This window comes from Streptomyces sp. NPDC015345 (genome assembly GCF_043078805.1).
Classification (GTDB): Bacteria; Actinomycetota; Actinomycetes; order Streptomycetales; family Streptomycetaceae; genus Streptomyces.
Genome location: NZ_JBIBTX010000008.1, coordinates 158888 through 184216, shown reverse-complemented (window position 1 = coordinate 184216; position 25329 = coordinate 158888). Strand labels below are relative to the sequence as shown.

Here is a 25329-nt window from a genome sequence, read left to right as displayed (position 1 = left end):
TGACCGCCGCGACAGGGCCGCTCGGCAACATCGCAGTCATGGAGGAGCGGCCCGCGTCAGGCGCGCCGCCACCGCGATCCAGAAGGAGACCGGGACATGACCAAGTCTCGCCGCTTCACCCCTCTCGCCCTCAAGCTCGCGGCCGTGGCGGTCGCGACGCTGCCGGTCCTCGCCGCCGTCACGCCGGGGGCGGCGGCGGCCCCGTCTGGACAAGCCAAGGCCCCGGCCGGGGTGATGAACGCCCTCACGTGCACCACGGACACGGACGGCTGGACCGGGCACGCGCACTGCAAGAACAACACCAACCAGGTGCGGGCCTTCCGTGCCGTCGTGGTCTGCGGTGCGTGGCCGGACGCCAGGGGAGCCTGGAAGACCCTGCATCCGGGCGGCTCCGACGTGTCGAGCGCCCGCTGCTTCGGCGGCACGGGCGTCGGCAGCGTGAGCTGGCAGGAGGGCTGACCCGCGGCTAGCGGGTCCTGAGCGGAGGGGCGCCGTCACCACGGGGGTGCGGCCGGTACGGACGGCGCGGGCAGCGCGCGTCCCGTACGGGACGTATGACGTGACGGCGCCCTTCCTCATGAGCACCCGGAGTGCCGAGTCGAGCATCCAGGAATGCCGGAGCCCTCGGCGGGCGTTGGACCTGTTCATGCCGACCTCTGACCCCGTCGCGCGGCCGGACGCCGGCGATTCCCCCACGTCCATGCCCACGGGCCCCCGCACGCCCACCCGCATGCCCCTGGCCGTCTACATGCTCGGCCTGGCCGTCTTCGCCCTCGGCACCAGCGAGTTCATGCTCTCCGGGCTGCTGCCGCCCATCGCCGACGACATGGACGTCTCGATCCCGCGCGCGGGCCTGCTCATCTCCGCCTTCGCGGTCGGCATGGTCATCGGCGCCCCGCTGCTCGCCGTGGCGACGCTGCGCCTGCCCCGGCGCACCACCCTCATCGCGCTCATCACGGTCTTCGGCCTGGGCCAGGTCGCCGGCGCCCTCGCCCCTTCGTACGAGATCCTCTTCGCGTCCCGCGTGGTCAGCGCTCTGGCCTGCGCCGGGTTCTGGGCGGTCGGCGCGGCCGTGGCGATAGCGATGGTCGACTTCGGGCAGCGCGCCCGCGCCATGGCGGTGATGATCGGCGGCCTCTCCATCGCGAACGTCCTCGGCGTCCCGGCCGGCGCCTTCCTCGGCGAGCACTTCGGCTGGCGCTCCGCGTTCTGGGCGGTCGGCGCGGCCTCCGCGGTCGCGCTCGTCGGCGTCCTCACGCTGATCCCGCGCATCCCGCTGCCCGCCGAGAAGCCGCGCCTCAAGAAGGAGATCGCGATCTACGCCGACCGTCAGGTCTGGCTCTCGGTCACGATCACCGCGTTCGCGGCGGGCGGCGTCTTCTGCGCCTTCTCCTACCTCTCCCCGCTCCTGACGGACGTGGCGGGCCTCTCCGACGGCTGGGTCCCCTCCGTCCTCGGCCTCTTCGGTCTCGGCGCCCTGGTCGGCACGGCGATCGGCGGCCGGGTCGCGGACGCGCACCTCTTCGGGGTGCTGCTCAGCGGCATCGCGGCGTCCACGGTCTTCCTCGTCGCGCTGGCGCTGTTCGCGGCGACCCCGGCGGCGGCGATCACGCTGTCGTTCCTGCTCGGAGTCAGCGCGTTCTACACGGCCCCGGCCCTGAACGCCCGCATGTTCAACGTCGCGGGCGCCGCCCCGACCCTGGCGGGCGCGACGACGACGGCGGCGTTCAACCTCGGCAACACCGGCGGCCCCTGGCTCGGCGGCACGGTCATCGACCTGGACTACGGCTACGCGGCCACGGCGTGGGCGGGCGCGGCCATGACGGCGACGGCGATCGCGGCGGTGGCGGTCTCCCTGCGCCTGCACCGCAAGACTCCCGGCCGCGTGGTCACGTCGTCGACCCCGGCCTCCGCCCCCACCCGGGCCACGTCATCCGCCCCTTAGGCCACCGGCGTCACACCGACCGCCCCTTGGGCCTGCGCAGCCCCGCCCCCGTCAGCCTGCGCACCAGTTCCTTCGACCCCACCTCGACGGCCCCCGCGCGCACCGCGTCCTCGTACCGCTCCGAGGGGATGTCGTAGTGGTCGCCGTCGAAGGCGCGCCGCGGTGCGCCGATGGCGGCGGCGAAGGCGTGCAGTTCCTCGTGCGAGACGTCGCTGACCAGGTGGGACCACATGCGGCCGTGGCCGGGCCAGGTCGGCGGGTCGATGTAGAGCGTCATGTCAGTTTGCCCACGGGGGCCACCACGACGCCCGCCTTGCCGCACACCCAGTGCGGGTCGGGCCCCAGCTCCGGTTCGACGTCGAGGGCGTGCGGGTCGCCCTCGACGCAGACAGGGCACAGCGGCCAGCGCCCGTAGCGCTCAAGGAGGGCGTCCTGCACGTCCTGGGCGACGAGCCCGGCGACGTACGAGATGCCCTCGGGCCACTGCTCGACCCACCAGCGGCGGTGCGCCACCGACTCCTCGACGAGCGAGACGACCTCGGCCTCGGCGACCTCACGGGCGACGAGGTCGGCGAGGACGAGTGCGCGGGCGGCGTGCAACGCCTGCTCCAGGGGGTCGATCGTGTCCATGGAGCCATTGTCACCCGATGCGCGCCGTACCGGGTCTTGACCGCCTCCACCGGTGAAAATACCTTTCAGAGGTGACCAACGAAGTGAAGGAAATTTTCGCGGGCCCCGCTCCCCCGGCCCCCGCCGCCCTCGCGGCCAAGGTCAGGACCCTCGCGCCGTCGATGACCCGCTCCATGCAGCGCGTCGCCGAGGCCGTCGCCGACGACCCCGCGGGGTGCGCCGCTCTCACGGTCACCGGCCTCGCCGAGCTCACCGGCACCAGCGAGGCGACGGTCGTCCGCACCGCCCGCCTCCTCGGCTACCCCGGCTACCGCGACCTGCGGCTCGCGCTCGCGGGCCTCGCCGCCCAGCAGCAGTCGGGCCGGGCGCCCGCCGTCACCGCGGACATCGCCGTGGACGATCCCCTGGCGGACGTCGTCGCGAAGCTCGCCTACGACGAGCAGCAGACCCTCGCCGACACCGCCGCCGCGCTCGACATGGTGCAGCTCGGCGCCGCGGTGGCCGCGCTCGCGACCGCGCCCCGCGTCGAGATCTACGGCGTCGCCGCCTCGGGCCTGGTCGCCCAGGACCTGGCCCAGAAGCTCCTGCGCATCGGCCACATCGCGCACGCCCACTCCGACCCGCACCTGGCCGTCACCAACGCCGTGACGCTGCGCGCCAAGGACGTGGCCATCGCGATCACCCACTCCGGTTCCACGGGTGACGTCATCGAGCCGCTGCGGGTCGCCTTCGAGCACGGCGCCACCACGGTCGCGATCACCGGCCGCCCCGACGGGGCCGTCTCGCAGTACGCCGACCACATCCTGACCACCTCGACGGCGCGCGAGAGCGAGCTGAGGCCGGCCGCCATGTCGTCCCGCACGAGCCAGCTCCTCGTCGTGGACTGCCTGTTCGTCGGTGTCGCCCAGCGGACGTACGAGACGGCGGCGCCCGCGCTCGCCGCCTCCTACGAAGCGCTCGCGCACCGCCACAGCCCGCGCGGCGGCAGCAGCCGCTGAGCGGGGCGGCCGCGACCCCGCCCACCATCCACCCCCCACGGACACGAAAGAGCTGCCACCACCATGACCTCCATCGAAGACTACGGAGAGCTCCGCGCCCAGCTGGCCACCCTCACCACCGAGGCGTTCCGGCCCGAGCTGTCCGAGATCGACCGGCTGGACACCCTGGAGATCGCGCGGATCATGAACGGCGAGGACGCCACCGTCCCCGCGGCCGTGGCCGAGCGACTGCCCGCCATCGCCGCCGCGATCGACGCCACCGCCGAGCGCATGGCGGGCGGCGGCCGCCTGATCTACGCGGGCGCGGGCACGGCGGGCCGCCTCGGCGTACTCGACGCCTCCGAGTGCCCGCCCACCTTCAACACCGACCCGAGCGAGGTCGTCGGCCTCATCGCGGGCGGTCCTGGCGCGATGGTCGAGGCGGTGGAGGGCGCGGAGGACAGCAAGGAACTGGCCGCCGCCGACCTGGACGGCCTGCGCCTCACGGCGGCCGACGTGGTGGTCGGCGTCTCGGCCTCGGGCCGCACCCCGTACGCGATCGGCGCGGTCGAGCACGCCCGTGCGCGCCACGGCGCGCTCACCATCGGCCTGTCCTGCAACGCGGACAGCGCGCTGGCGGCCGCCGCCGAGCACGGCATCGAGGTCGTCGTCGGCCCCGAACTCCTCACCGGCTCCACGCGGTTGAAGGCGGGCACGGCCCAGAAGCTCGTCCTCAACATGATCTCGACGATCACGATGATCCGCCTCGGCAAGACCTACGGGAACCTCATGGTGGACGTACGCGCGTCGAACGAGAAGCTGCGCGCCCGTTCCCGCCGCATCGTCGCCCTCGCCACGGGCGCCGCCGACGAGGAGATCGAGGCCGCGCTCGCCGCGACGGACGGCGAGGTGAAGAACGCGATCCTCACCATCCTCGGCGGAGTCGACGCCGCGACGGCGGCGGACCTCCTCACCACGTCGAACGGCCACCTGCGCGCGGCCTTGGACCACTCCCGGACCGGCTGAACCAGGGAGCAGGTGTACACACCTGTGCGTACACTCGAGGCATGAGCGAGAACGTCACCATCCGGGAAGCCCGCGCCCACCTCGCCGAGGTCGTCGACAAGGCTGAGGCCGGCGAGGTGACCGTGCTGACCCGCAAGGGAAAGCGTGTCGCCGCCCTGGTGCCCATAGAGGTCCTGGACGCGCTGGACGAAGCGGCCGACGAGCTCGCGGCGCGCGAAGCCGAGCGGCACCGTGACGACCCCACCGTCGGCATGGCCGAACTCCTGGCGGACCTCTTCGAGGGGGGCGGCGGCAAAGCTGCGGGCGATGCCGCGTGAAGTACGCCTTCCGCTTCACCACGCACGCCCAGCGCCAGCTTCGGTCCGTCGACCGGCAGCAGGCGCTGCGCATCCTCACGGCCCTCGCCGCGCTGGGCGACGACCCATACCGCGACGACGCCGACACCAAGAAACTGACGGGGCACGACGGCTTGTACCGGTTGCGCATCGGCAGCTTCCGCGTGGTCTATGAGATCCAGAACGACGTACTGGTCATCCTCGTCGTCCATGTCGGCAACGGCCGGGACGTGTACCGCGCCATGTGAGCCGAAGCGCTCCGCTCATCGCGGCCACGCTTGGGCCCGCCGGTTCAGCTCCCGCACCTTGGCCCGGAGCACGTCCTCCGGCGGCACGTCACCGACCGACTCCGGCGGGCAGTCCCACTCCCGCCCATCACCCAGCGGCCGCAGCTGCACGAGGCCGCCTTCGTGGCCCATGACCTGACCGACGCTGCCGTCCCGGTGGTCCACGGCGTACGTCCCCGTTGTTGTGGGTCGTGATTGACGAGGCCGCGCTCAGGCGCGCCGTGGGCGGCGGGCAGGTGATGGCCGAGGCCGAGGACGCCTGACGACCCGGCCCCGAAGCTCAAGCCACCAGCCCCGAGCGCTGCTTCTACGGAACGGGAGGCGGGTCTCAACCCGCCCTCCCTCCCCCGGAGTTGACATGATCGCGCACTTTCCGCGTCCGGCTTGCCACGCACCGTGACGAAGCTCTAGCGTGCCCACATAACGAACAACCCCCGCCAGGTGCTGCGAACACCTGCGGGGGTCTGACCACGAGATCGAATCGAAGGTTCGACCCATGGCTGACGCCCAGCTTAGTGCTGCCCCCCGCTCGACGCACGCGACCCCGCACCCGTCTCCGCATCCCATGGCGAGTCCGGGCTACGGCAAGCGTTCGACGCCCGGCCAACCCCCGCGCACCAACCACGACTTCGCGCACCTGCCGCCCCGTGAGGCGGCCATCGCCGCGTACGTCGACCGGCTTCCGGACGGCGCGGACATTTCCGTGAAGACGCTGGCCAAGGAGCTGCCGTACGGACAGTGCGCGCTGCGCACGGCGTTGAACAGAATCCAGGCGGCGGGCCACCTGCGGCGCGGCCGGGAACACGTGCGCGGCACGGGCAGCGCCCGCTGGATCACCCGAACGTGGTTCTCCCGCACCGCGAGGGACGACGACTGGTGGACGGCGTTCACGCGGGGCGGCGTACCGGAGGAGCCCGACCCGGACGGACCACCCCGGCGACAGCCGACCCGCAGCCGCGCGTTCATCCTGCTGGCGGCGCTCGGTAGGACCGCGCCCGCGCTGTCCCTCTCGTACATCGACTGCGTACGCCTCGAACCGCAGGTCACGCAATGGTTCGAGCGCGGCGCCACCGAACCGGACATCGTGCGCGCCCTCACCGCGGGCCTCCCTACGCCCATCCACAGCCCCGCGGCCCTGGTCCGCAGCCGCCTGACCTCCAAGCTGCCCCCGGAGCCCCCACCGCCCCGCCCCACCCTCCGCATCCTCGAATGCGCCCACTGCGGGACCCCCGGCCGCCCCGAGGCCCTGCCGGGCGGCACCTGCGGCCCCTGCCGAGGCGAACCGACGCCCACCACGGCAGCGGCCCTGCCCCCCGAAGCCGTCCGCGCCCACGTGACGGCGCTCCGCACCGCCGCCGACTCTCCACACGAAAGGACACACGCATGAACGCTTCCACGGTCCGACGACATAGGTCCGGGGCACGATGGAAGGGAGGAGGCACCACCATGACCCCTGGCACCGATGAACGCCCGCAGATGTCCGTCGAAGACTTCGAGGAGCTGGTACGCCGAGCCCCGGAAACCGTCCGGAACAGGCTGGAGTTCTATGGCGGCAGGCTGCGCTTGAAGCACGGCCCGATCGATGTCGAGGACTTCGAGGAACTCGCTCGTGTGGCCCCGGAGACGGTCACGCTCGAACTGATCAACGGAAAGCTAGAGGTCAAACCCGTGCCGGACCAGCTCCACGGGGCCATCGTCATGTGGCTGCTTCGGCAGTGTATGCAGCAGCGTCCCGAGCTGGCGCTCTACCCCGAACAGGGGCTCAGGGTCCCGACATACCGCAATGGGCGGGCCAGGGCCGACGGCGCCCTCGCCCCGTTGGACCACTTCATCGACCAGGAGGGCGAATGGGCCTCTCCGGAGGGCGTCCTCATGGCCGTCGAAGTCACCTCGCACGACAACGACACGGACCGGCGTGACCGCCTGGAGAAAGGACGGGCCTACGCCTACGTGGGCATCCCCGTCCACCTCCTCATCGACCGGGACAACGACACCCTGGTCGTCCACAGCGCCCCGCAGAACGGCGTCTACCAGAACCGCCGCCCGTACCACTACGGCTCCACGGTCCGTCTCCCCTCCCCCGTCGCCATCACCCTGGAAACCGAGAAGCTGAAGGACTACGTCACCTGACCATGACGGAAACCGGAAACGCCCGAGGGCGGCACCCCTTCCTGAGAAGGAGTGCCGCCCTCGAAACGTGAACGTCAGGACAGTGATCAACCAGAGGTCGATCAGAAGTCCATGTCACCGCCCGGCATGCCGCCGCCGGCCGGGGCAGCGCCCGCCTTCTCCGGCTTGTCGGCGATGACGGCCTCGGTGGTGAGGAACAGCGCGGCGATGGAGGCGGCGTTCTGCAGGGCGGAGCGCGTCACCTTCGCCGGGTCGAGGATGCCCTCGGCGATCATGTCGACGTACTCACCGGTCGCGGCGTTCAGACCGTGGCCGACCGTCAGGTTCCGCACCTTCTCGACGACGACGCCGCCCTCAAGGCCGGCGTTGACGGCGATCTGCTTCAGCGGGGCCTCAAGGGCCAGCTTCACAGCGGCGGCACCGGTGGCCTCGTCGCCTTCGAGCTCCAGCTTCTCGAAGACCTGGGTGGCCTGGAGCAGGGCCACGCCACCACCGGCGACGATGCCCTCCTCGACGGCCGCCTTCGCGTTGCGAACGGCGTCCTCGATGCGGTGCTTGCGCTCCTTGAGCTCGACCTCGGTCGCGGCACCGGCCTTGATGACCGCAACACCGCCGGCGAGCTTCGCCAGGCGCTCCTGCAGCTTCTCGCGGTCGTAGTCGCTGTCCGAGTTCTCGATCTCGGCGCGGATCTGGTTGACGCGGCCCTGGACCTGGTCGCTGTCACCGGCACCGTCGACGATGGTCGTCTCGTCCTTGGTGATGACGACCTTGCGGGCGCGGCCGAGCAGGTCGAGACCGGCGTTCTCCAGCTTGAGGCCGACCTCCTCGGAGATGACGGTGCCACCGGTGAGGATGGCGATGTCGCCGAGCATGGCCTTGCGGCGGTCACCGAAGCCCGGGGCCTTGACGGCGACGGACTTGAAGGTGCCACGGATCTTGTTGACGACCAGGGTCGACAGGGCCTCGCCCTCGACGTCCTCGGCGATGATCAGCAGCGGCTTGCCGGACTGCATGACCTTCTCGAGGAGCGGAAGGAGGTCCTTCACGTTCGAGATCTTGGAGTTGACGATCAGGATGTACGGGTCGTCGAGCGACGCCTCCATACGCTCCATGTCGGTGGCGAAGTACGCCGAGATGTAGCCCTTGTCGAAGCGCATACCCTCGGTGAGCTCCAGCTCCAGACCGAAGGTCTGGGACTCCTCGACGGTGATGACGCCTTCCTTGCCGACCTTGTCCATGGCCTCGGCGATGAGCTCGCCGATCTGGGTGTCGGCGGCGGAGATGGAGGCCGTCGAAGCGATCTGCTCCTTGGTCTCGACATCCTTCGCCTGCTCGAGGAGGGCGCCGGAGACGGCCTCGACGGCCTTCTCGATGCCGCGCTTGAGGGCCATCGGGTTGGCACCGGCGGCCACGTTGCGCAGACCCTCGCGCACCAAGGCCTGGGCCAGGACGGTCGCGGTCGTCGTGCCGTCACCGGCGACGTCGTCCGTCTTCTTCGCGACCTCCTTGACCAGCTCGGCGCCGATCTTCTCGTACGGGTCCTCGAGCTCGATCTCCTTGGCGATGGAGACACCATCGTTGGTGATCGTGGGGGCGCCCCACTTCTTCTCGAGGACGACGTTGCGACCCTTGGGGCCCAGGGTCACCTTGACGGCGTCGGCGAGCTGGTTCATGCCGCGCTCGAGGCCGCGCCGTGCCTCCTCGTCGAACGCGATGATCTTGGCCATGTGAAGTGGTCCTCCCGGACGATGGGGGTCCCCCCTGCTCCCGCAAGGAGCTTGGGGGAGGAAACGCATCAAACGGATCGTGCTGGCGCCCGCGACGGACGGACCGTGTGCCGTGTGGTTCCTTGCCCCACGCGGCCCTCGGACCTCACCGACCCGACCCAAGTTCTGTCACTCTCACTCGTAGAGTGCTAAGCCCAATGATTAGCACTCGACCCCTGCGAGTGCAAGCGCCTCTCCCGGATCTCCGGGTCATGCCGGGGCGCGACCGGGCGCACACGAGGGGCCCGTACCCCAGTGGGATACGAGCCCCTCGCGATGCTTGCTTCGGTGGTCGATCGCGCCGAGCTAGACGGCGAGCTTGACCATGTCCGCCTGCGGACCCTTCTGGCCCTGCGAGATCTCGAACTCGACTCGCTGACCTTCTTCAAGGGTGCGGTAACCGTCCATCTGGATCGCGCTGTAGTGGACGAAAACATCCGCACCACCGTCGACCGCGATGAAGCCGTACCCCTTCTCCGCGTTGAACCACTTGACGGTGCCCTGAGCCATGCCTAACTCCCCTATTACTGGCCCTTGCACAGGACCGCACTTCGCGGACCCGGGTCAGACCTCACTCCCATGGATGGGGGTGTGCGCCGGAACGCGTCGACCGCCGCTGAATGTATCTGTCCAACTGCCGTCTGCAACAGGTCAGTCGGACGAGAATTCTGGGCACGCCCGATCGGCGATATGCGGAGAATTCGCCGGAATCCAGGGCAAGTCGGGCCCGTCAAATGCCACGAAAGGCTCAAAGAGGCGGTTCGCTTTGGCTACTTCTTGTCGGCCCCGGGCCGACTTCGTATATGCACTCGGCACAAACGGCGAAGCAGCTTTCCCAACTGTACCGCGCTCAACCATGCAGAATTGCCCCCTCCGTTTGTGAGCGGGAGAGGGCAATTCAGATTACGCAGGGAACTTGCGGAAAAGGATCACCCGCCGGCGACCGCCGGAATGATCGACACGCCCGCGCCGTCCGGAGTGGCCGTCTCCAGGCCCTGCTCGAAGCGGACGTCATCGTCGTTGACGTACACGTTCACGAAGCGGCGCAGCTTGCCCTGGTCGTCCAGGACGCGGGCGGCGATGCCGGTGTGGTTCTTCTCCAGGTCGGCGATGACCTCACCGAGGGTCGCCCCCTCGGCGGCGACCTCGGCCTGCCCGCCGGTGTAGGTACGGAGAATGGTGGGAATCCGGACGTTGACGCTCATGAGGTTCACCTTCGAGATACGGGAGTGGGCGCCCCTGAAAGGGGCGCGGGGAACTGCGCGACCGGCCACGACGGCCCCGCGGCCGGAAAGGAAAGCTCAGGCCCTACGGCGGTTAACCGGCCAAGCCCGCGGAGCGAAACGCCTCAAGGCTGGGCTTGATCGTCGCGGTGGCCTGCGAAGTCTCAGCGACAGCGTCCAGTGTCTTCAGGCCATCTCCGGTGTTCAGCACCACCGTGGTGAGCGCCGGGTCGATGAGCCCCGCCTCGATCAGCTTCTTGGTGACGCCCACCGTCACACCCCCGGCGGTCTCCGCGAAGATCCCCTCCGTGCGCGCCAGCAGCTTGATCGCGTCGACGACCTGCTCGTCGTTCACGTCCTCCACAGCACCGCCCGTACGCCGCGCGATGTCGAGCACGTACGGCCCGTCGGCGGGGTTGCCGATGGCCAGCGACTTGGCGATGGTGTTCGGCTTCTGGGGGCGCACCACGTCGTGGCCGGCCTTGAACGCCGCCGACACCGGCGAGCAGCCCTCCGCCTGCGCGCCGAAGATCTTGTACGGCTTGTCGGCCACGAGGCCGAGCGCGATCAGCTCCTTGAGCCCCTTGTCGATCTTCGTGAGCTGCGAGCCCGAGGCGATCGGGATGACCAGCTGGTCGGGCAGCTCCCAGCCGAGCTGCTCGCAGATCTCGTACGCGAGGGTCTTGGAGCCCTCGCCGTAGTACGGCCGGAGGTTGACGTTGACGAAGCCCCACCCCTCGCCCAGCGGGTCGCCGATCAGCTCGGAGCAGAAGCGGTTCACGTCGTCGTAGTTGCCCTCGATGCCGACGAGCTCGCCGCCGTAGACCGCGGCCATGACGACCTTGCCCTGCTCCAGGTCGTGCGGGATGAACACGCAGGAGCGGAAGCCGGCGCGGGCGGCGGCGGCGCCGACGGCGCCCGCGAGGTTGCCGGTGGAGGAGCAGGACAGGGTGGTGAAGCCGAAGGCCCTGGCCGCCTCCAGCGCCTGCGCGACGACGCGGTCCTTGAAGGAGTGCGTGGGGTTGCCGGAGTCGTCCTTGACGAACAACTTGCCCTGCTCGACGCCGAGTTCCCGCGCGAGGTTGTCGGCCTTGACGAGCTTGGTCCAGCCGGGGTTGAGGTTCGGCTTGTCGGCGACGTCGGCGGGGACGGGGAGCAGCGGGGCGTAGCGCCAGATGTTGGCGGGCCCGGCCTCGATCCGCTTGCGCAGGGCTTCCGGGTCGCCGAGGGGCAGGTCGTACGCGACTTCGAGGGGGCCGAAACACTCGGCGCAGGCGAAGATCGGGCCGAGCGGGAAGCGCGTTCCGCACTCGCGGCAGGAGAGACCCGAGGCGGGACCGAGGTCAACGGTCGGGGCGGGGGTTTCGGTGGCGACAGTCTGCACAGCCATGGAGGCGAGGCCCTTTCTCCTCATCTTCCCCGCGGCGCATCTCGCCGCGAGACGGAATTGGCACCTTCCCTAGCCGGGAGCCTCGCGGCGCTGATCACTTCTGATCGCACACGAGACCGGCTGGAGGGTTGCCGGGGCTTCAACGGGCCGTATCCCTCTGCCCCTCTGGATGAGCGGTATTCGATTGTGGGTTTCAGTTGTGGATCGTTGCCGATCACGTGACGGTGACCCCGACATGCGATGGTCACCGGCGTTGTTCAAGACTGTAACCGAAGCCCTGGACCCTTGAGATAGTCGTCCGAACCGCGAGATGGATCACATACGGGAGGACCCTGACCGTGCTGGAAGAGGTCGAGCGCTGGCTGAACAGGCGTTCCTGGTCGGTCGCCGACCGCCCCTTGGACCGGCTCGTCGCCGCCAAGCGCGCGTCCGGCGTGACGGTGAGCGTCGTGCTGCCCGCCCTCGACGAACAGGAGACGGTCGGCGCGATCGTCACCGAGATCCGCCGCGCGCTGATGGAGCGCGCCCCGCTCGTCGACGAGCTGGTGGTGATCGACTCCGGCTCCTCGGACCGCACGGCAGAGGTGGCCCGGGAGGCCGGTGCCAAGGTCGTCCACCGGGACGAGATCCTGCCGCGTGTCGCGCCGCTCCCCGGCAAGGGCGAGGTGCTGTGGCGCTCGCTGCTGGTGACGGGCGGCGACATCTTGGCGTTCGTCGACGCGGACCTCAGGGAGTTCTCCGCCGACTTCGTCTCGGGGATAGTCGGCCCGCTGCTGACCGACCCGGACGTGGCGTTCGTGAAGGCCATGTACGACCGGCCGCTCGGCGAGGCCGCCGGTCAGGGCGGCCGGGTGACGGAGCTGATGGCGCGGCCGCTGCTGAACATGCACTGGCCGCAGCTGGCCGGTTTCGTGCAGCCGCTCGGCGGTGAGTACGCGGCCCGCAGGTCCCTCCTGGAGCGGCTGCCGTTCCCCGTCGGATACGGCGTGGAGCTGGGGCTGCTCGTGGACGCGCTGCACACGGTGGGCCTGGACGCGCTGGCGCAGGTCGACGTCGGGGTGCGCAAGCACCGCCACCAGGACGGGCAGGCGCTCGGCCGGATGGCGGCGGCGATCTACCGGACGGCGCAGGTACGCCTCGCGCGCGGACATCTCGTACGGCCCGAGCTGACGCAGTTCGAACGGGACGAGGAGGGCGGGCAGGGCTTCGTGCCGCGCACCCACGCCGTGGACACCGAGGAACGGCCGCCCATGACCGGCATCGCCGAGTACGCGCACCGACGCGTGGCGTGAGGCCGGGAACCGTACGTTTGCCCGCCGCCTGGACGGGCTACGTTTTGCCACATGGTGTCCGATCCGGCTCAGTCAGCAGCAGCGCAGGTACTCGTCGCGTCCAACCGCGGCCCCGTCTCGTACACAGTGGGAGAGGACGGTGAACTGACCGCCAAGCGCGGCGGCGGCGGCCTCGTCTCCGGCCTGAGCGCCATCGGCGACTCCTCCGAGGATCCCGCCGCCCTGTGGGTGTGCGCGGCGCTCTCCGAGGGCGACCGGGAGGCGGTGCGGCGCGGCGTCGGCGAGCCGGGCGTGCGGATGCTCGACGTCGACGCGGGCTCCCGGGAGGGCGTGCACGCCGCCGCGTACAACGGCATCGCCAACTCGGTCCTGTGGTTCGTCCACCACATGCTCTACCAGACGCCCCTGGAGCCGGTCTTCGGCCCGGAGTTCCGCGCGCAGTGGGCGGCGTACGAGACGTACAACCGCGCGTTCGCCGAGGCGCTGGCCGCGGAGGCGGCGCCCGGCGCGGCGGTCCTCGTGCAGGACTACCACCTGACGCTGGTCCCCGGCATGCTCCGCGAACTCCGCGAGGACCTGCGGATCGGCCACTTCTCGCACACCCCGTGGGCGCCCGCCGACTACTTCCGGATGCTGCCGGACGACGTGGCCGAGCAGGTACTGCGCGGCATGCTCGGCGCCGACCGGCTCGGCTTCCTCACCAGCCGCTGGGCGGACGCGTTCACGGAGTGCTGCGTGCGCGTGCTCGGCGGGACGTCGGGGACGCGGATCGGGGTGCACGGCCTCGGCGCCGACGCCGACTTCCTGCGGGAGCGCTCGCGGCGCGAGGACGTCGAGGAGCGGATGGCGACGCTGCGGCGGCAGGTGGGCGAGGGCCGCAAGACGGTCGTGCGGGTGGACAGGACCGAGCTGTCCAAGAACATCGTGCGCGGCATGCACGCCTACCGCGAGCTTCTGGAGACCCGCCCCGAGTGGCGCGAGCGGGTCGTCCACATCGCCTTCGCCTATCCCTCGCGGCAGGACCTCGCGGTGTACCGCGACTACACCGCGGAGGTCTCACGCGTCGCCGACGAGATCAACTCCGCGTACGGCACGCCCGACTGGACGCCGGTGCTGCTGCACGTCGACGACGACTTCGCCCGCTCCCTCGCGGCGTACCGCCTCGCGGACGTGGCGCTGGTCAACCCCATCCGCGACGGCATGAACCTCGTCGCGAAGGAGGTGCCGGTGGTCTCCGACGAGGGCTGCGCGCTGGTGCTCTCCCGGGAGGCGGGTGCGTACGAGGAGCTGGGCGAGGACGCGATCGGCGTCAACCCCTACGACGTCTCGGCCACGGCGGAGGCGTTGCACACCGGTCTTTCGATGCCGGCCGGGGAGCGGGCCGAGCGCACCAAGCGTCTCGCGGCGGCGGCGACGGCGCTGCCGCCGGCCCAGTGGTTCCTGGACCAGCTGCGGGCCCTCACCGGCTGACGGCCGCCGCGATCGACGACAGCAGTCCCACCACGCCCGCCGGGCCGTCCACCACCAGGTCGGCCCGGTCGGAGAGTTCGGTGACCTCCGCGCTGCCGCTGCACACGAGCAGGCCCGCCACGCCGTCCGAGCGGAGTTTCTCGACGGCGGCGAAGGCGGGCAGGTCGCCCAGGTCGTCGCCCGCGTAGAGCACGGACTCCGCGCCGACCTCGCGGAGGTAGGCGGCGAGGGCGACGCCCTTGTCCATGCCCGGCGGCCGCAGTTCGAGGACCATGCGGCCGGGCTCGACGATCAGGCCGTGCCGGGCGGCCAGCTCGGTGAGCGGTGCGCGCAGCGTGTCGTAGGCGGCCTGCGGGTCCTGCGCGCGGCGCGTGTGCACGGCGACGGCGCGGCCCTTCTCCTCTATCCAGGTGCCGCGCCAGGCGCCGATCTCGTCGAGGAAGCCCGGCAGCTCGGCGCGGACGGCCGCGACGCCGGGGTGCGGTTCGGCGGCCTGGACGGTGCCGGTGACCGCGTCCCAGCGCTCGGCGCCGTAGTGCCCGAGGACCACGAGGTGTTCGAGTCCCGTGACGCCCGCGAAACCGCCGTAGCGCACGGCGACGCCCGCCGGGCGGCCCGTGACCACCGCGACGGATCGCAGGCGCGGGGCGAGGGCGGCGAGCGCGGGCACGGCGTCCGGGTGGGCGCGGGCCTGCTCGGGGTCGGCCACGATGGGGGCGAGTGTGCCGTCGAAGTCGAGGGCCACGACACACCGTTCGGGCCGCGCGAGGAGCGCGGCGAGGCCGTCGCGGCCCGCCGGGGTCACGGGTTCCGGCAGTCCGGGACGCCCGTGCCGGTCGGGCTGCGCGTACGTAGGGTCACCCATGGGCCCGACCTTAACCGTGTCAGCGCTCCTCGCGCCGCGACTCCCGCACCCGGCGCAGCCGATTGACCGTAATCGGGTCGTGCGCGAGGGCCCGGGGATCGTCGAGGAGCGCGTTGAGGAGCTGGTAGTAGCGCACCGGCACCATGCCGAGCTCCTCACGGACGGCGCGTTCCTTCGCGCCGGGGCCCGGCCAGTCGCGCCGCTCCAGGGCGAGGACGGCACGGTCCCGCTCGGAGAGTCCCTGGCCCGGGAGTTCGTCGTGGGTCATGCCCCCACGCTATTCCGCGTTCTCCGCGGCCGCCGCCCTGCCCTGGATCCGGCCGAGGATCATGGAGGGGTTGCCGTCCTTGGCGACGGTCTTGCCGATGTCCTTCTTGATGTCGGCCGAGACCTGCGCCCACGACGTCTTGCCCACAGGGTAGAGCTGGGAGGTCGGCAGCTCCTTGAGGAACTTGCCCAGCTCGGTGTGGCCGCGGTCCTTGGACATCGCGTCGAACGCGGAGGTCGTCACGGGCAGGATGTCGTACTCGTTGGAGAAGTCGAGCACGTTCTTCTTGCTGTAGACGAAGTCGAGGAACTTGCCGGCCTCCTTGCGGTGGCCGTTCTGCTTGAACGCCATCATCCAGTCGGCGACGCCCATCGTGGCCTGCGCCTTGCCGTTGACGCCGGGCGCCGGCACCATGCCGAACTTCACGCCCTTCTTGGCGGCCATCTTCATCAGCGTCGGGTGGCCGTTGAGCATGCCGACCTCGCCGCGCGAGAACGCCGCGAACGCCTCGGCGCGGTTCATCTCTCCGGGCGCCTTCGGCCCGGTCAGGCCCTTGCCGACCAGCTCGTCGCGGAGCCAGGCGAACGTCTTGGCGTTCTGCTTGGAGTCGATGTCGTACGAGCCGACGTTGTCGGTGTAACCGCCGCCGCCGCTCAGCATCCACATCAGCGTCTCGGCGGGCGCCTCCTCGGGGCCCAGCGGCAGCGCGTACGGGATCTTCACGCCGCGCGCCTTGAGTGCCTTCGCGGCGGCCTGGAGCCCGCTCCAGCTCTGCGGCGGGGTGAGGTTGGCCTCCTTGAACAGCTTGGTGTTGTAGAACAGCAGGCGCGTGGAGGAGGCGAACGGCATGCCGTACTGGATGCGCTTGACCTCGCCGGCCTGGGCGAGCGGGGCCATGAAGTCGGCCTGGGTGGCGATGGAGAGCAGTTCGTCGGCTTCGTAGAGCTTGCCCTGCGCGGCGTAGTCGGCGTACGCGCCGATCTGCGCCAGGTCGGGGGCGTCGCCCTTCTTGACCATCTCCTTGACCTCGCGGTCCACGTCGTTCCAGGACAGGACGGTCACGTCGACCTTGATGCCGGGGTTGTCGGCCTCGAAGTCCTTGCTGAGCCTGTCCCAGTACTTCTTGGAGCTGTTCGCCGCGGAGTCGCCGTAGTCGGCGGCCACCAGCTTGAGGGTGACGTCGCCGGAGTCGCCGGGACCGCCGCAGCCGGCGAGTACGCCCGCCATGCCCAGTGCGGCCACCGCCGCGGTCAGTCCTGTCACGCGCCGCTGCACAGCTGTCCCACCCTCATTGCTTTCGCGTACCGGGGCTTGTCCGCCCCACCGCTGTCGAACTGCGATTTTCCCCCGAGTTTCTCCCGGGTCCGAACACAAGGTCTACACCAGCCCAGTATCACTTGTGCAACGGACGGCCACGGACGTCCATTGCAGCCCCCGCCCCCTGCCTGCTAAGCACGTCACGGCCTGCCTGAGCACGTCACGGCCTGCTATGCACGTTCACGTTCACGTCCCGCACGACGAGGAGCCTTGCCGCATGTCGCGTACCGCAGCAGAAATAGCCACTCAGCCCGCCTGCTGGCACCGGGCGGCGGAGGCGGCGGCCTCCTTCACGGGGTTCCCACAGCCGGGTGAGCGGGTCGCCGTCACCGGGTGCGGCACCTCATGGTTCATGGCCCTCGCGTACGCGGCGCTGCGCGAGGCCGCGGGGCAGGGCGAGACGGACGCCTTCGCCTCCTCGGAGTTCCCGGCCGGGCGGCGCTACGACCGGGTGGTCGCGATCACCCGCTCCGGCACGACGACGGAGGTCCTTGAGCTGCTCGGGCGGCTGAAGGGCACGGTGGCGACGCTCGCGCTGACCGCCGACCCGAAGACGCCGGTCATGGACGCGGCCGACACGGTGGCGGTCCTGGACTGGGCGGACGAGGAGTCGGTCGTCCAGACCCGCTTCGCGACGACCGCGCTCGCCTTCCTGCGGGCCGGGCTCGGCGACGTGCCCGGCGTGAAGCCGGTGGCCGAGGCGGCGGTCGACGCGGAGCTGGCGGTGACCGAGCCGCTGCCCGCGGCGGTGCTCGGGGCGGAGCAGTGGACGTTCCTCGGGCGCGGCTGGACGTACGGCCTCGCGTTGGAGGCGGCGCTGAAGATGCGGGAGGCGGCGGGGGCGTGGACGGAGGCGTATCCGGCCATGGAGTACCGCCACGGGCCGATCTCCATCACGGGCCCCGGCCGCGTGGCGTGGATGTTCGGCACGCTGCCGGAGGGCCTTGCCGGTGACGTGGCCCGGGTCGGCGGTGAGCTCGTCGCCCGCCAGGACGCGGATCCGCTGGCCGACCTGATCCGCGCCCAGCGGCTCGCGGTGGCGCTGGCCGAGTCGCGCGGCTTCGACCCGGACCGCCCGAAGAACCTGACCAGGAGCGTGATTCTCGACTAGGGCCTGTCTGACAATTCGCGTCGTCGCCCGGAGGGCGGCCTCGCGGCGTCAGGTGCGTGCTCTCGGCGTGCCGGGCGTAGGGCCTCGTACTGGATGTACTTGGCTCTGCGCCCGGTGCGGCGAGAGTGCGTGCATGGCGTCGCGAGGCAGGCGGGAATTGTCAGACAGGCCCTAGCTCCCGCGAAGTGGACTAGACCTTTCGCCCTGTGACGGGCGAGACTGTATCCGTGAGACACGTCATCGCCCTCGATGTGGGCGGCACCGGAATGAAGGCCGCCCTGGTAGGGGCGGACGGCACCCTGCTGCACGCCGCCCGCCGCCCGACGGGCCGCGAGCGCGGCCCGGAGGCGGTCGTCGAGTCCATCCTCGGCTTCGCCGAGGACCTCCGCGCCCACGGCATCGCCCACTTCGGCGAACCGGCCGCGGCGGCGGGCGTCGCCGTGCCCGGCATCGTCGACGCCACCCGAGGCATCGCGGTCTACGCGGCCAACCTCGGCTGGCAGGACGTCCCCCTGAGGGACCTGCTCAGCGCCCGCCTGGCGGGCGTCCCCGTGGCCCTCGGCCACGACGTGCGCACCGGCGGCCTCGCCGAGGGCCGCCTCGGCGCGGGCAAGGGTGCCGACCGCTTCCTGTTCGTGCCGCTCGGCACCGGCATCGCGGGAGCCATCGGCATCGACGGCGCCATCGAACCCGGCGCCCACGGCTCGGCCGGGGAGATCGGCCACATCGTCGTACGCCCCGGCGGCCCGCCCTGCGGCTGCGGCCAGCGCGGCTGCCTGGAGCGCCTCGCCTCCGCGTCCGCGGTGAGCACGGCGTGGGCCGAGGCGAGCGGCGACCCCGAGGCGGACGCCGCGGACTGCGCCAAGGCCGTGGAGTCCGGCGACCCGAGGGCCCAGGAGGTCTGGCAGGAGGCGGTCGACGCCCTGGCCGACGGCCTGCTCACCGCCCTCACTCTGCTGGACCCGCGCACCCTGATCATCGGTGGCGGCCTGGCCGAGGCCGGGGAAACGTTGTTCACGCCGCTGCGGGCCGCCGTGGCGGCACGCGTCGTCCAGTTCCAGACGCTGCCGGACATCGTGCCCGCGGCCCTCGGCGACACCGCCGGATGCCTGGGCGCCGGCCTGCTCGCCTGGGACCTCATCGACGGGGCCGCGCCCACCGGCCCCGGTCCCCACCCCGACCCGAACCCGAACCCGACCCCACGGAGGTAACCACCTGATGGCCACTCGCCAGGTTCTCGCCGGTGCCCAGGTGGTACTGCCCACCGGAACCGTCACCAACGGCCGCGTGACCGTGGACGGCACCCGCATCGCCGAGAACGCCCCCGCCGACACGCAGGCGCACGCCGACACCCTCGACCTCACCGGCCACTGGGTGGTCCCCGGCTTCGTCGACCTCCACAACCACGGCGGCGGCGGCGCCTCCTTCACCTCCGGCACCGTCGAGGACGTACTCAAGGGCGTTCACACGCACCGCCTGCACGGCACGACCACCCTCGTCGCCTCGACCGTCACCGGCGAGATGGACTTCCTCGCCGAGCGCGCCGGACTCCTCAGCGAACTGGCCGAGCAGGGCGACATCGCCGGCATCCACTTCGAGGGCCCCTTCATCTCCCCCTGCCGCAAGGGCGCCCACAGCGAGGACCTGCTGCGCCACCCCGACCCCGCCGACGTACGCAAGCTGATCGACGCGGCCCGCGGCCGGGCGAAGATGCTCACCCTCGCCACCGAACTGCCCGGCGGCCTCGACTCCGTGCGCCTGCTCGCCGAGCACGGCGTCATCGCGGCCATCGGGCACACCGACGCCACATACGAGCAGACGGTCGAGGCCATCGACGCGGGTGCCACCGTCGCGACGCACCTCTTCAACGCGATGCCGGGCCTCGGCCACCGCGCGCCCGGCCCCATCGCCGCCCTCCTGGAGGACGAGCGGATCACCGTCGAGCTGATCAACGACGGCACGCACCTGCACCCGGCCGCCCTGGAGCTGGCCTTCCACCGCGCGGGCGCCGACCGCGTCGCGTTCATCACGGACGCGATGGACGCGGCGAGCTTCGGCGACGGCCGGTACATGCTCGGCCCGCTGGAGGTCGAGGTGAGGGACAGCGTGGCGCGGCTCGTCGAAGGCGGCTCCATCGCGGGCTCCACGCTCACCCTCGACCGCGCCTTCAAGCGCTCGGTGAGCGTCGACGGCATCTCCGTGGAGGACACCGTGCGCGCCCTGTGCGCCAACCCGGCGCGGCTCCTCGGCATGGCCGACACCGTGGGCTCCCTGGAGCCGGGCAAGGACGCGGACCTGGTGGTCCTGGACGCGGACTTCGACCTCAAGGGCGTGATGCGCAAGGGCGAATGGGTGGTCAGCCCCGCCTGATCGCGAGGTGGTCGGCCCTCACCCCTGGGCCAACCGCCTTCTGTTTGGCATGATCAGAACCGGCGAAAGAGCGGCAGCGCACAGGCACTTCGGGGGTGGTATGAGTGATGCTCACCGTCACGTTGAACGCGGCACTCGACCTCACCTACCGCGTGCCCGCCCTCGTCCCGCACACCACGCACCGCGTCACCGAGGTGATCGAACGCCCCGGCGGCAAGGGCGTGAACGTCGCCCGCGTCCTCGCCGCCCTCGGCCACGAGGTGACCGTCACCGGCTTCGCGGGCGGCGACACCGGACGCGTCCTGCGCGAGCGCCTGGCCGACGAGCCGCGCGTGACGGTCGCGTTCGCCCCCGTCGCGGGCACCACGCGCCGCACCCTCGCCGTGGCCGACGCGGCGACCGGCGACACCACCCAGCTCAACGAACCGGGCCCGGCCGTCACCTCCGCCGAGTGGGCCGCCTTCCTCGGCTCCTACGAGGAGTTGGTGCGCCGCCCCGGCACGACGGCGGTCGCGCTCTGCGGCAGCCTGCCGCCCGGCGTCCCCGTCGGCGCGTACGCCGTGCTCGTACGCGCCGCGCGCGCCGCCCACGTCCCGGTGCTGCTCGACACCAGCGGCGAGCCGCTGCGCCGCGCCGTCGCGGCCCGGCCCGACATCATCAAGCCCAACGCCGAGGAACTCGCCGAGCTGACCGGCTCCCACGAGCCCGCGCGGGCCACCCGCGACGCCCGCCGCAGGGGCGCGCACGCCGTGGTCGCCTCGCTCGGCGCCGACGGCCTGCTGGCCCTCACCCCGGACGGCGGCTGGCAGGCGCGGCCCCCGGCCCCGGTGCGGGGCAACCCCACGGGCGCGGGTGACTCGGCGGTCGCCGGACTGCTCTCCGGGCTCGCCGAGGGCCTGCCCTGGCCGGACCGGCTGGCACGCGCCCTGGCCCTGTCGGCGGCGACCGTGGCGGCCCCGGCGGCGGGCGAGTTCGACCGGGCGACGTACGAGGACCTGCTGCCCCGGGTCACGGTGACCGGCCGCCCCGCGGCGGCCTGACACCGAACCTACTGAGAAGCGCCCGCCAAGAGCCGTATCCGCACCGCCGCACAACGGGGCGCAGCGCCCCGGGATTTGGGGAGCATCGTGCCACTGGTCAGCACCGGCGAACTCGTGGAGCAGGCCCGCGCCGCGGGTCATGGCGTCGCGGCGTTCAACGTCATCACCCTGGAGCACGCCGAGGCGATCGCGCTGGGCGCCGAGCGCGCGGGCACCCCGGCGATCCTCCAGATCTCCGAGAACGCGGTGAGGTTCCACGGCGGCCGGCTCTCGGCGATCGCGGCCGCGACGGCGGCGGTGGCCCACGCCTCCCCGGCCCGCCTCGCCCTCCACCTGGACCACGTGACGGACGTCGAACTGCTGCGCGCCGCCCACCCGGAGGGGTTCGGCTCCGTCATGTTCGACGCGTCGAAGCTGGCGTACGGCGAGAACGTGAAGGCGACGGCGGACGCGGTGCGCTGGGGCCACGAGCGGGGCATGTGGATCGAGGCCGAGCTGGGCGAGGTGGGCGGCAAGGAGGGCGAGGCGCCGCTGGACGCGCACGCGCCCGGGGTGCGCACGGACCCGGCGGAGGCCGCCGCGTACGTCGCGGACACGGGCGTGGACGCGCTCGCGGTGGCCGTCGGCTCCACGCACGCGATGACGGAGCGCACGGCGTCCCTGGACCACGAGTTGATCGCGTCCTTGGCGGCAGCCGTCCCCGTGCCCCTGGTCCTGCACGGCTCAAGCGGCGTGCCGGACGCGGAGATCCGCCGGGCCATCGCCTCCGGCATGGTGAAGATCAACGTCGGCACGGCACTCAACACGGCGTTCACGGGTGAGGTGCGCGCGTACCTGAAAGGCGATCCGAAGGGCGTCGACCCCCGGAAATACCTCGTCCCGGCTCGCGAGGCGATGGCCGGGACGGTGGCGGGGTTCCTGGGGCTGCTGAAGCCGCCCCGGGAAGACGGGCGTTGAGGCTCAGCTGCCGTCGGCCTCCATGAGCCACATCTGGTCGATGTTCGCGCCGGTCGTCCCGCACAGGTCGCTCTGGGCGCAGGTGAGCGTCACCGTGTTGGTGCCCTTGGTGAGCTGGACAAGCGCCCACGTGCGCGTCCAGCCCTTCTCCCAGTCGCCTTCCTTCGCGTGGGCGAAGTTCTCCATGTTCAGGGGACGGGTCTGCTTGTTGCCGTTGACGAGGATGGTGGCGTTGGAGTCCTTGCCGGGCACGCCGTAGTTCACCCACAGCTTGTAGGAGCCGGCCTTGGGGATGCCGTTGACGGTCCAGGTGACCTGGGCGCCGACCTTGTCGAACCCGGCCACGTAGACCCCGCCGCCGGCCTTGGCGCCCGGCACGTCGGAGGCCGTCGTCGTGCCGCCCTCCAGCTTCAGGGCCTGCGCGTCCGTCTTCGGCAGCTCGGTCTTCTCCTTCGGCTTCTTCGTCGGCTTCTCGCTGGGCTCGACGGACGCGGCCTGCGACGGCTTGCCGCCGGCCTCCTTGCCGTCGTCCTTCTCGTCGCCGCCGCCGAAGAGCATGGCGGCGCCGATGCCGATGGCGACGACGGCCACCACCGCGATGGCCGCTATCAGCAGCCCCTTGGTGTTGGGCCCCCGGCCGCGGCCGCCGCCCGCGGGCGCGTACTGCGGCGAGGTGACGGGCGCGCCGCCGGGCTGCGCCTCGGGCGCGGTGTAGTGCGCGTTCGGCCGGCCGTACGCCTGCTGCGGCTGCTGCGGCGGGACCTGCTGGCCGTACGTCTGCTGGCCGTAGCCCTGTGAGTACGGCCGCCGGTCGCCGACGGCTCTGACGTGGTTGTACGAGGACCGGGGACCCGGGTACCCATAGCCGCCCCCGCCGCTCGGCGGGGTCGCTCCGGCCGCCTGTCCGTCCTCGTACAGGTAGCCGAACGGATCGTCGTCGCCCTGCGGCGCGCTCGGCGTGTTCTCGCCGTTATTGCCGGGCGTCATTCCCAGGTCACTCCCTCACATCGCTGACGCGGGGAGCCTACCCGGTCCGGCTGGTGCCAACGGGTGGCGTTGACCTCATCGAGACCGTCAGCCGGCCCGCCGCTGCTGCTTGGCACGAGAGCGTTTCTCCACGTACATCCGCTGGTCAGCGGAGTGCAACACTTCGTCCGCCGACATCCCGCAGTGCGCCCAGCCGATGCCGAAACTGGCCCCCACCCGGACCGCCCTGCCGTCGACGCGGATCGGCGGGATGATCGCGTTCCGCAGCCGGACCGCGAGGTCCTGGGCGTCGGCGCGGCCGAGGCCGTCGGCGAGGACGACGAACTCGTCACCGCCGAGCCGCGCCACCGTGTCCCCGTCCCGCACCCCGTTGGTGAGCCTTCTCGCCACCTCGATGAGGACGGCGTCGCCGGTGTGGTGCCCGAACCGGTCGTTGATCGACTTGAAGCCGTCGAGGTCGCAGAAGAGGACCGCGAGCCCCTTGGTCCCGTCGTCGACGTCCCCCTCGCGGCCCTCGGGGGCGATGGTGTGGACGTGGTGGTCGAAGCCCTCGTCGTGCTGGTTCGAGGCGTGCCCGAAGTCGAAGCCGTGTTCGTAGGCGGCGTCCAGGGAGTCCACGGCGCTCGGCCGGCCCGCGTGCGGCCTGCGGCACAGGCGGGCGCTGAGCCGGGACCGCAGCTCGGCGGAGTTGGGCAGCCCGGTGAGCGAGTCGTGCGAGGCCCGGTGGGCGAGCTGCAGCTCGCGCCGCTTGCGCTCCTCGATGTCCTCGACGTGTGTGAGCAGGAACCGGGGCCCGTCGGCGGCGTCGGCGACGACGGAATTGCGCAGCGACACCCACACATACGTCCCGTCGCGCCGCGCGAGGCGCAGCTCGGCCCGGCCGCCCTCGGCGGAGGTGCGCAGGAGGGTGCCGATGTCCTCGGGGTGCACGAGGTCGGAGAAGGAGTAGCGCCGCATGGCGGAGGCGGGCCGCCCGAGGAGGCGGCACAAGGCGTCGTTCGTCCGCAGGAGCCGGCCGTGCTGGTCGCCGCCCATCTCGGCGATGGCCATGCCGGAGGGGGCGTACTCGAAGGCCTGCCGGAAGGACTCCTCGCTGGCCCGCAGTGCCTGCTGCTCGCGCTCCAGGCGGACCAGGGCGCGCTGCATGTTGGCGCGCAGCCGGGCGTTGCTGATCGCGATGGCGGCCTGGAAGGCGTACATCTGGAGGGCCTCGCGGCCCCAGGCGCCGGGCCTGCGGCCGTTGCGCGGGCGGTCCACGGAGATCACGCCGAGCAGCTCGCCGCCGGCCGCGCCGGTCGCGTACATGGGGGCGAAGAGGCGGTCGGCGGGGTGCCACTCGTCCTCGAAGCGGGGCTCGGGGCCCTCGGTGTACCACTGCGGGACGTCGTCGTCGTCGAGGACCCAGCCCTCGGTGTACGAGATGAAGCGCAGGGCGCCCCACGGCTCACCCATGGCGAGGCGGCGCTCCCAGGCGTCACGGGAGCCGACGCGGCCGGTGATGAGGGCCTCGGCGGCGGTATTGCCCGCGAAGGCGGCGACGACGAGGTCGCCGTCGGGGCGCACGAGATTGACGCAGGCCAGTTCATAGCCAAGGCCGTTGACGACGCCGTCGGCGACGGTCTGCAGCGTGTCCGCCAGGCTCCGGGCCGTGTTCAGCTCCGCTACCACCTGATGCAGCTGCCGCAGGGTCGCAAGACGGACGTACGGCTCCGACTCGGTCTCCATGCTCGTTCTCCCCGAGACCTCGACAGCAATCCAGGATGCGCGGCGCCCGCAGTGACTTTCTGTGCCCTTGTGCCCTCAGTGTCTTATTGCCACCGTCACTGAATCACAGCGAGCTGCCCACTCGGTACACAGGGTCAACAAAATATGGGTCCTGTGACTCAAGTCACAGGTGGGGCGCCGCCGTTGGTCCAGTCCCTTGGTCTGGTCCACTGCCCCGC

The 25329-nt window shown here is 71.5% G+C and carries 28 protein-coding genes and 1 riboswitch; of the genes, 16 read left to right on the top strand and 12 right to left on the bottom strand.

Annotation, left to right across the window (positions count from 1 at the left end; translation table 11 throughout):
* The first annotated feature begins 96 nt into the window (after positions 1–96).
* The gene (locus tag ACF062_RS30480) at positions 97–459 is read left to right on the top strand and encodes a hypothetical protein (RefSeq protein ID WP_392142845.1); all 363 of its coding nucleotides are present in this window, start codon (positions 97–99) and stop codon (positions 457–459) included.
* A 271-nt stretch (positions 460–730) separates the two neighbouring features.
* Positions 731–1945, top strand: coding sequence for a Cmx/CmrA family chloramphenicol efflux MFS transporter (locus tag ACF062_RS30475; RefSeq protein ID WP_392143020.1), 1215 nt, complete (start codon positions 731–733; stop codon positions 1943–1945).
* Positions 1946–1955: 10 nt separating this feature from the next.
* Here ACF062_RS30475 and ACF062_RS30470 read toward each other — a convergent pair whose 3' ends face one another.
* Both ACF062_RS30470 and ACF062_RS30465 read right to left on the bottom strand, forming a co-directional pair.
* A complete protein-coding gene (locus tag ACF062_RS30470) occupies positions 1956–2222 on the bottom strand; it encodes a DUF4031 domain-containing protein (RefSeq protein ID WP_392142844.1) in 267 nt (88 codons plus the stop codon).
* The gene (locus tag ACF062_RS30465) at positions 2219–2575 is read right to left on the bottom strand and encodes a hypothetical protein (protein ID WP_223775331.1); all 357 of its coding nucleotides are present in this window, start codon (positions 2573–2575) and stop codon (positions 2219–2221) included. The genes ACF062_RS30470 and ACF062_RS30465 overlap by 4 nt, the downstream gene beginning before the upstream one ends.
* 71 nt (positions 2576–2646) lie before the next feature.
* Here ACF062_RS30465 and ACF062_RS30460 point away from each other — a divergent pair, with 71 nt between their 5' ends.
* From ACF062_RS30460 to ACF062_RS30445, 4 genes are all read left to right on the top strand, one after another.
* Positions 2647–3573: a MurR/RpiR family transcriptional regulator gene (locus ACF062_RS30460; RefSeq protein WP_392142843.1), complete on the top strand. Its 927-nt coding sequence runs from the start codon at positions 2647–2649 to the stop codon at positions 3571–3573.
* Between the two features lie 63 nt (positions 3574–3636).
* Positions 3637–4578 carry an N-acetylmuramic acid 6-phosphate etherase gene (gene murQ / locus ACF062_RS30455; RefSeq protein ID WP_392142842.1) on the top strand — a complete coding sequence of 314 codons (942 nt, stop codon included), beginning with the start codon at positions 3637–3639 and terminating at the stop codon, positions 4576–4578.
* 41 nt (positions 4579–4619) lie between these two features.
* Entirely contained in the window at positions 4620–4895 is a 276-nt protein-coding gene (locus ACF062_RS30450) for a type II toxin-antitoxin system Phd/YefM family antitoxin (protein ID WP_223775334.1), read from the top strand.
* Positions 4892–5161 (top strand): type II toxin-antitoxin system RelE/ParE family toxin, encoded by a 270-nt coding sequence (locus ACF062_RS30445; protein WP_392142841.1) that lies wholly within the window; start codon positions 4892–4894, stop codon positions 5159–5161. Before ACF062_RS30450 ends, ACF062_RS30445 begins: the two co-directional genes overlap by 4 nt.
* A 15-nt stretch (positions 5162–5176) precedes the next feature.
* Here the strand turns inward: ACF062_RS30445 and ACF062_RS30440 are convergent, their stop codons facing one another.
* Positions 5177–5365: a hypothetical protein gene (locus ACF062_RS30440; RefSeq protein WP_392142840.1), complete on the bottom strand. Its 189-nt coding sequence runs from the start codon at positions 5363–5365 to the stop codon at positions 5177–5179.
* A gap of 26 nt (positions 5366–5391) precedes the next feature.
* On the opposite strand from ACF062_RS30440, the gene ACF062_RS30435 reads away from it, so the two are divergent.
* The 3 genes from ACF062_RS30435 (at position 5392) to ACF062_RS30425 (ending at position 7330) form a co-directional block, all read left to right on the top strand.
* Positions 5392–5463, top strand: a complete 72-nt coding sequence (locus tag ACF062_RS30435) for a hypothetical protein (protein ID WP_392143019.1) — start codon at positions 5392–5394, stop codon at positions 5461–5463.
* A gap of 302 nt (positions 5464–5765) precedes the next feature.
* Positions 5766–6587 carry a hypothetical protein gene (locus ACF062_RS30430; protein ID WP_392142839.1) on the top strand — a complete coding sequence of 274 codons (822 nt, stop codon included), beginning with the start codon at positions 5766–5768 and terminating at the stop codon, positions 6585–6587.
* 59 nt (positions 6588–6646) lie between these two features.
* Positions 6647–7330 carry a Uma2 family endonuclease gene (locus ACF062_RS30425; RefSeq protein WP_392142838.1) on the top strand — a complete coding sequence of 228 codons (684 nt, stop codon included), beginning with the start codon at positions 6647–6649 and terminating at the stop codon, positions 7328–7330.
* A 101-nt stretch (positions 7331–7431) separates the two neighbouring features.
* Here ACF062_RS30425 and groL read toward each other — a convergent pair whose 3' ends face one another.
* From groL to thrC, 4 genes are all read right to left on the bottom strand, one after another.
* Complete coding sequence (groL, locus tag ACF062_RS30420) at positions 7432–9057, bottom strand: chaperonin GroEL (protein ID WP_223775341.1); 1626 nt, start codon at positions 9055–9057, stop codon at positions 7432–7434.
* A gap of 345 nt (positions 9058–9402) precedes the next feature.
* Positions 9403–9606: a cold-shock protein gene (locus ACF062_RS30415; protein WP_005315736.1), complete on the bottom strand. Its 204-nt coding sequence runs from the start codon at positions 9604–9606 to the stop codon at positions 9403–9405.
* A 419-nt stretch (positions 9607–10025) separates the two neighbouring features.
* A complete protein-coding gene (locus ACF062_RS30410) occupies positions 10026–10301 on the bottom strand; it encodes a ubiquitin-like small modifier protein 1 (RefSeq protein ID WP_128432056.1) in 276 nt (91 codons plus the stop codon).
* 112 nt (positions 10302–10413) lie between these two features.
* Positions 10414–11709, bottom strand: a complete 1296-nt coding sequence (gene thrC, locus ACF062_RS30405; protein ID WP_223775342.1) for a threonine synthase — start codon at positions 11707–11709, stop codon at positions 10414–10416.
* 17 nt (positions 11710–11726) lie between these two features.
* Positions 11727–11885: riboswitch (SAM riboswitch) on the bottom strand.
* Positions 11886–12047: 162 nt separating this feature from the next.
* Between thrC and ACF062_RS30400 the strand changes: the two genes are divergently transcribed.
* Positions 12048–13001: a glucosyl-3-phosphoglycerate synthase gene (locus ACF062_RS30400; protein WP_392142837.1), complete on the top strand. Its 954-nt coding sequence runs from the start codon at positions 12048–12050 to the stop codon at positions 12999–13001.
* A gap of 51 nt (positions 13002–13052) precedes the next feature.
* A complete protein-coding gene (locus ACF062_RS30395; protein ID WP_392142836.1) occupies positions 13053–14471 on the top strand; it encodes a trehalose-6-phosphate synthase in 1419 nt (472 codons plus the stop codon).
* Here the strand turns inward: ACF062_RS30395 and otsB are convergent.
* From otsB to ACF062_RS30380, 3 genes are read right to left on the bottom strand one after another with little or no spacing between them, the layout of a single operon-like run.
* Complete coding sequence (gene otsB / locus ACF062_RS30390; protein ID WP_392142835.1) at positions 14461–15336, bottom strand: trehalose-phosphatase; 876 nt, start codon at positions 15334–15336, stop codon at positions 14461–14463. The two genes, ACF062_RS30395 and otsB, sit on opposite strands and share 11 nt — an antisense overlap.
* Positions 15337–15355: 19 nt before the next feature.
* Positions 15356–15604, bottom strand: a complete 249-nt coding sequence (locus ACF062_RS30385) for a DUF3263 domain-containing protein (protein ID WP_392142834.1) — start codon at positions 15602–15604, stop codon at positions 15356–15358.
* A 9-nt stretch (positions 15605–15613) separates the two neighbouring features.
* Complete coding sequence (locus ACF062_RS30380; protein ID WP_392143018.1) at positions 15614–16831, bottom strand: ABC transporter substrate-binding protein; 1218 nt, start codon at positions 16829–16831, stop codon at positions 15614–15616.
* A gap of 307 nt (positions 16832–17138) precedes the next feature.
* On the opposite strand from ACF062_RS30380, the gene ACF062_RS30375 reads away from it, so the two are divergent.
* From ACF062_RS30375 to ACF062_RS30355, 5 genes are all read left to right on the top strand, one after another.
* Positions 17139–18032: an SIS domain-containing protein gene (locus ACF062_RS30375; RefSeq protein WP_392142833.1), complete on the top strand. Its 894-nt coding sequence runs from the start codon at positions 17139–17141 to the stop codon at positions 18030–18032.
* Between the two features lie 227 nt (positions 18033–18259).
* Positions 18260–19243: an ROK family protein gene (locus ACF062_RS30370; RefSeq protein WP_392142832.1), complete on the top strand. Its 984-nt coding sequence runs from the start codon at positions 18260–18262 to the stop codon at positions 19241–19243.
* Between the two features lie 7 nt (positions 19244–19250).
* Complete coding sequence (gene nagA, locus ACF062_RS30365) at positions 19251–20402, top strand: N-acetylglucosamine-6-phosphate deacetylase (protein ID WP_392142831.1); 1152 nt, start codon at positions 19251–19253, stop codon at positions 20400–20402.
* A gap of 104 nt (positions 20403–20506) precedes the next feature.
* Positions 20507–21442: a 1-phosphofructokinase family hexose kinase gene (locus tag ACF062_RS30360; protein ID WP_392142830.1), complete on the top strand. Its 936-nt coding sequence runs from the start codon at positions 20507–20509 to the stop codon at positions 21440–21442.
* A gap of 87 nt (positions 21443–21529) precedes the next feature.
* Positions 21530–22399, top strand: a complete 870-nt coding sequence (locus ACF062_RS30355) for a ketose-bisphosphate aldolase (protein WP_392142829.1) — start codon at positions 21530–21532, stop codon at positions 22397–22399.
* A 3-nt stretch (positions 22400–22402) separates the two neighbouring features.
* On the opposite strand, the gene ACF062_RS30350 is transcribed toward ACF062_RS30355, so the two are convergent.
* Positions 22403–23386, bottom strand: coding sequence for a carbohydrate-binding protein (locus ACF062_RS30350; RefSeq protein ID WP_392142828.1), 984 nt, complete (start codon positions 23384–23386; stop codon positions 22403–22405).
* An 87-nt stretch (positions 23387–23473) separates the two neighbouring features.
* Positions 23474–25111 (bottom strand): diguanylate cyclase CdgB, encoded by a 1638-nt coding sequence (gene cdgB / locus ACF062_RS30345; protein ID WP_223775352.1) that lies wholly within the window; start codon positions 25109–25111, stop codon positions 23474–23476.
* Positions 25112–25329: the final 218 nt, after the last annotated feature.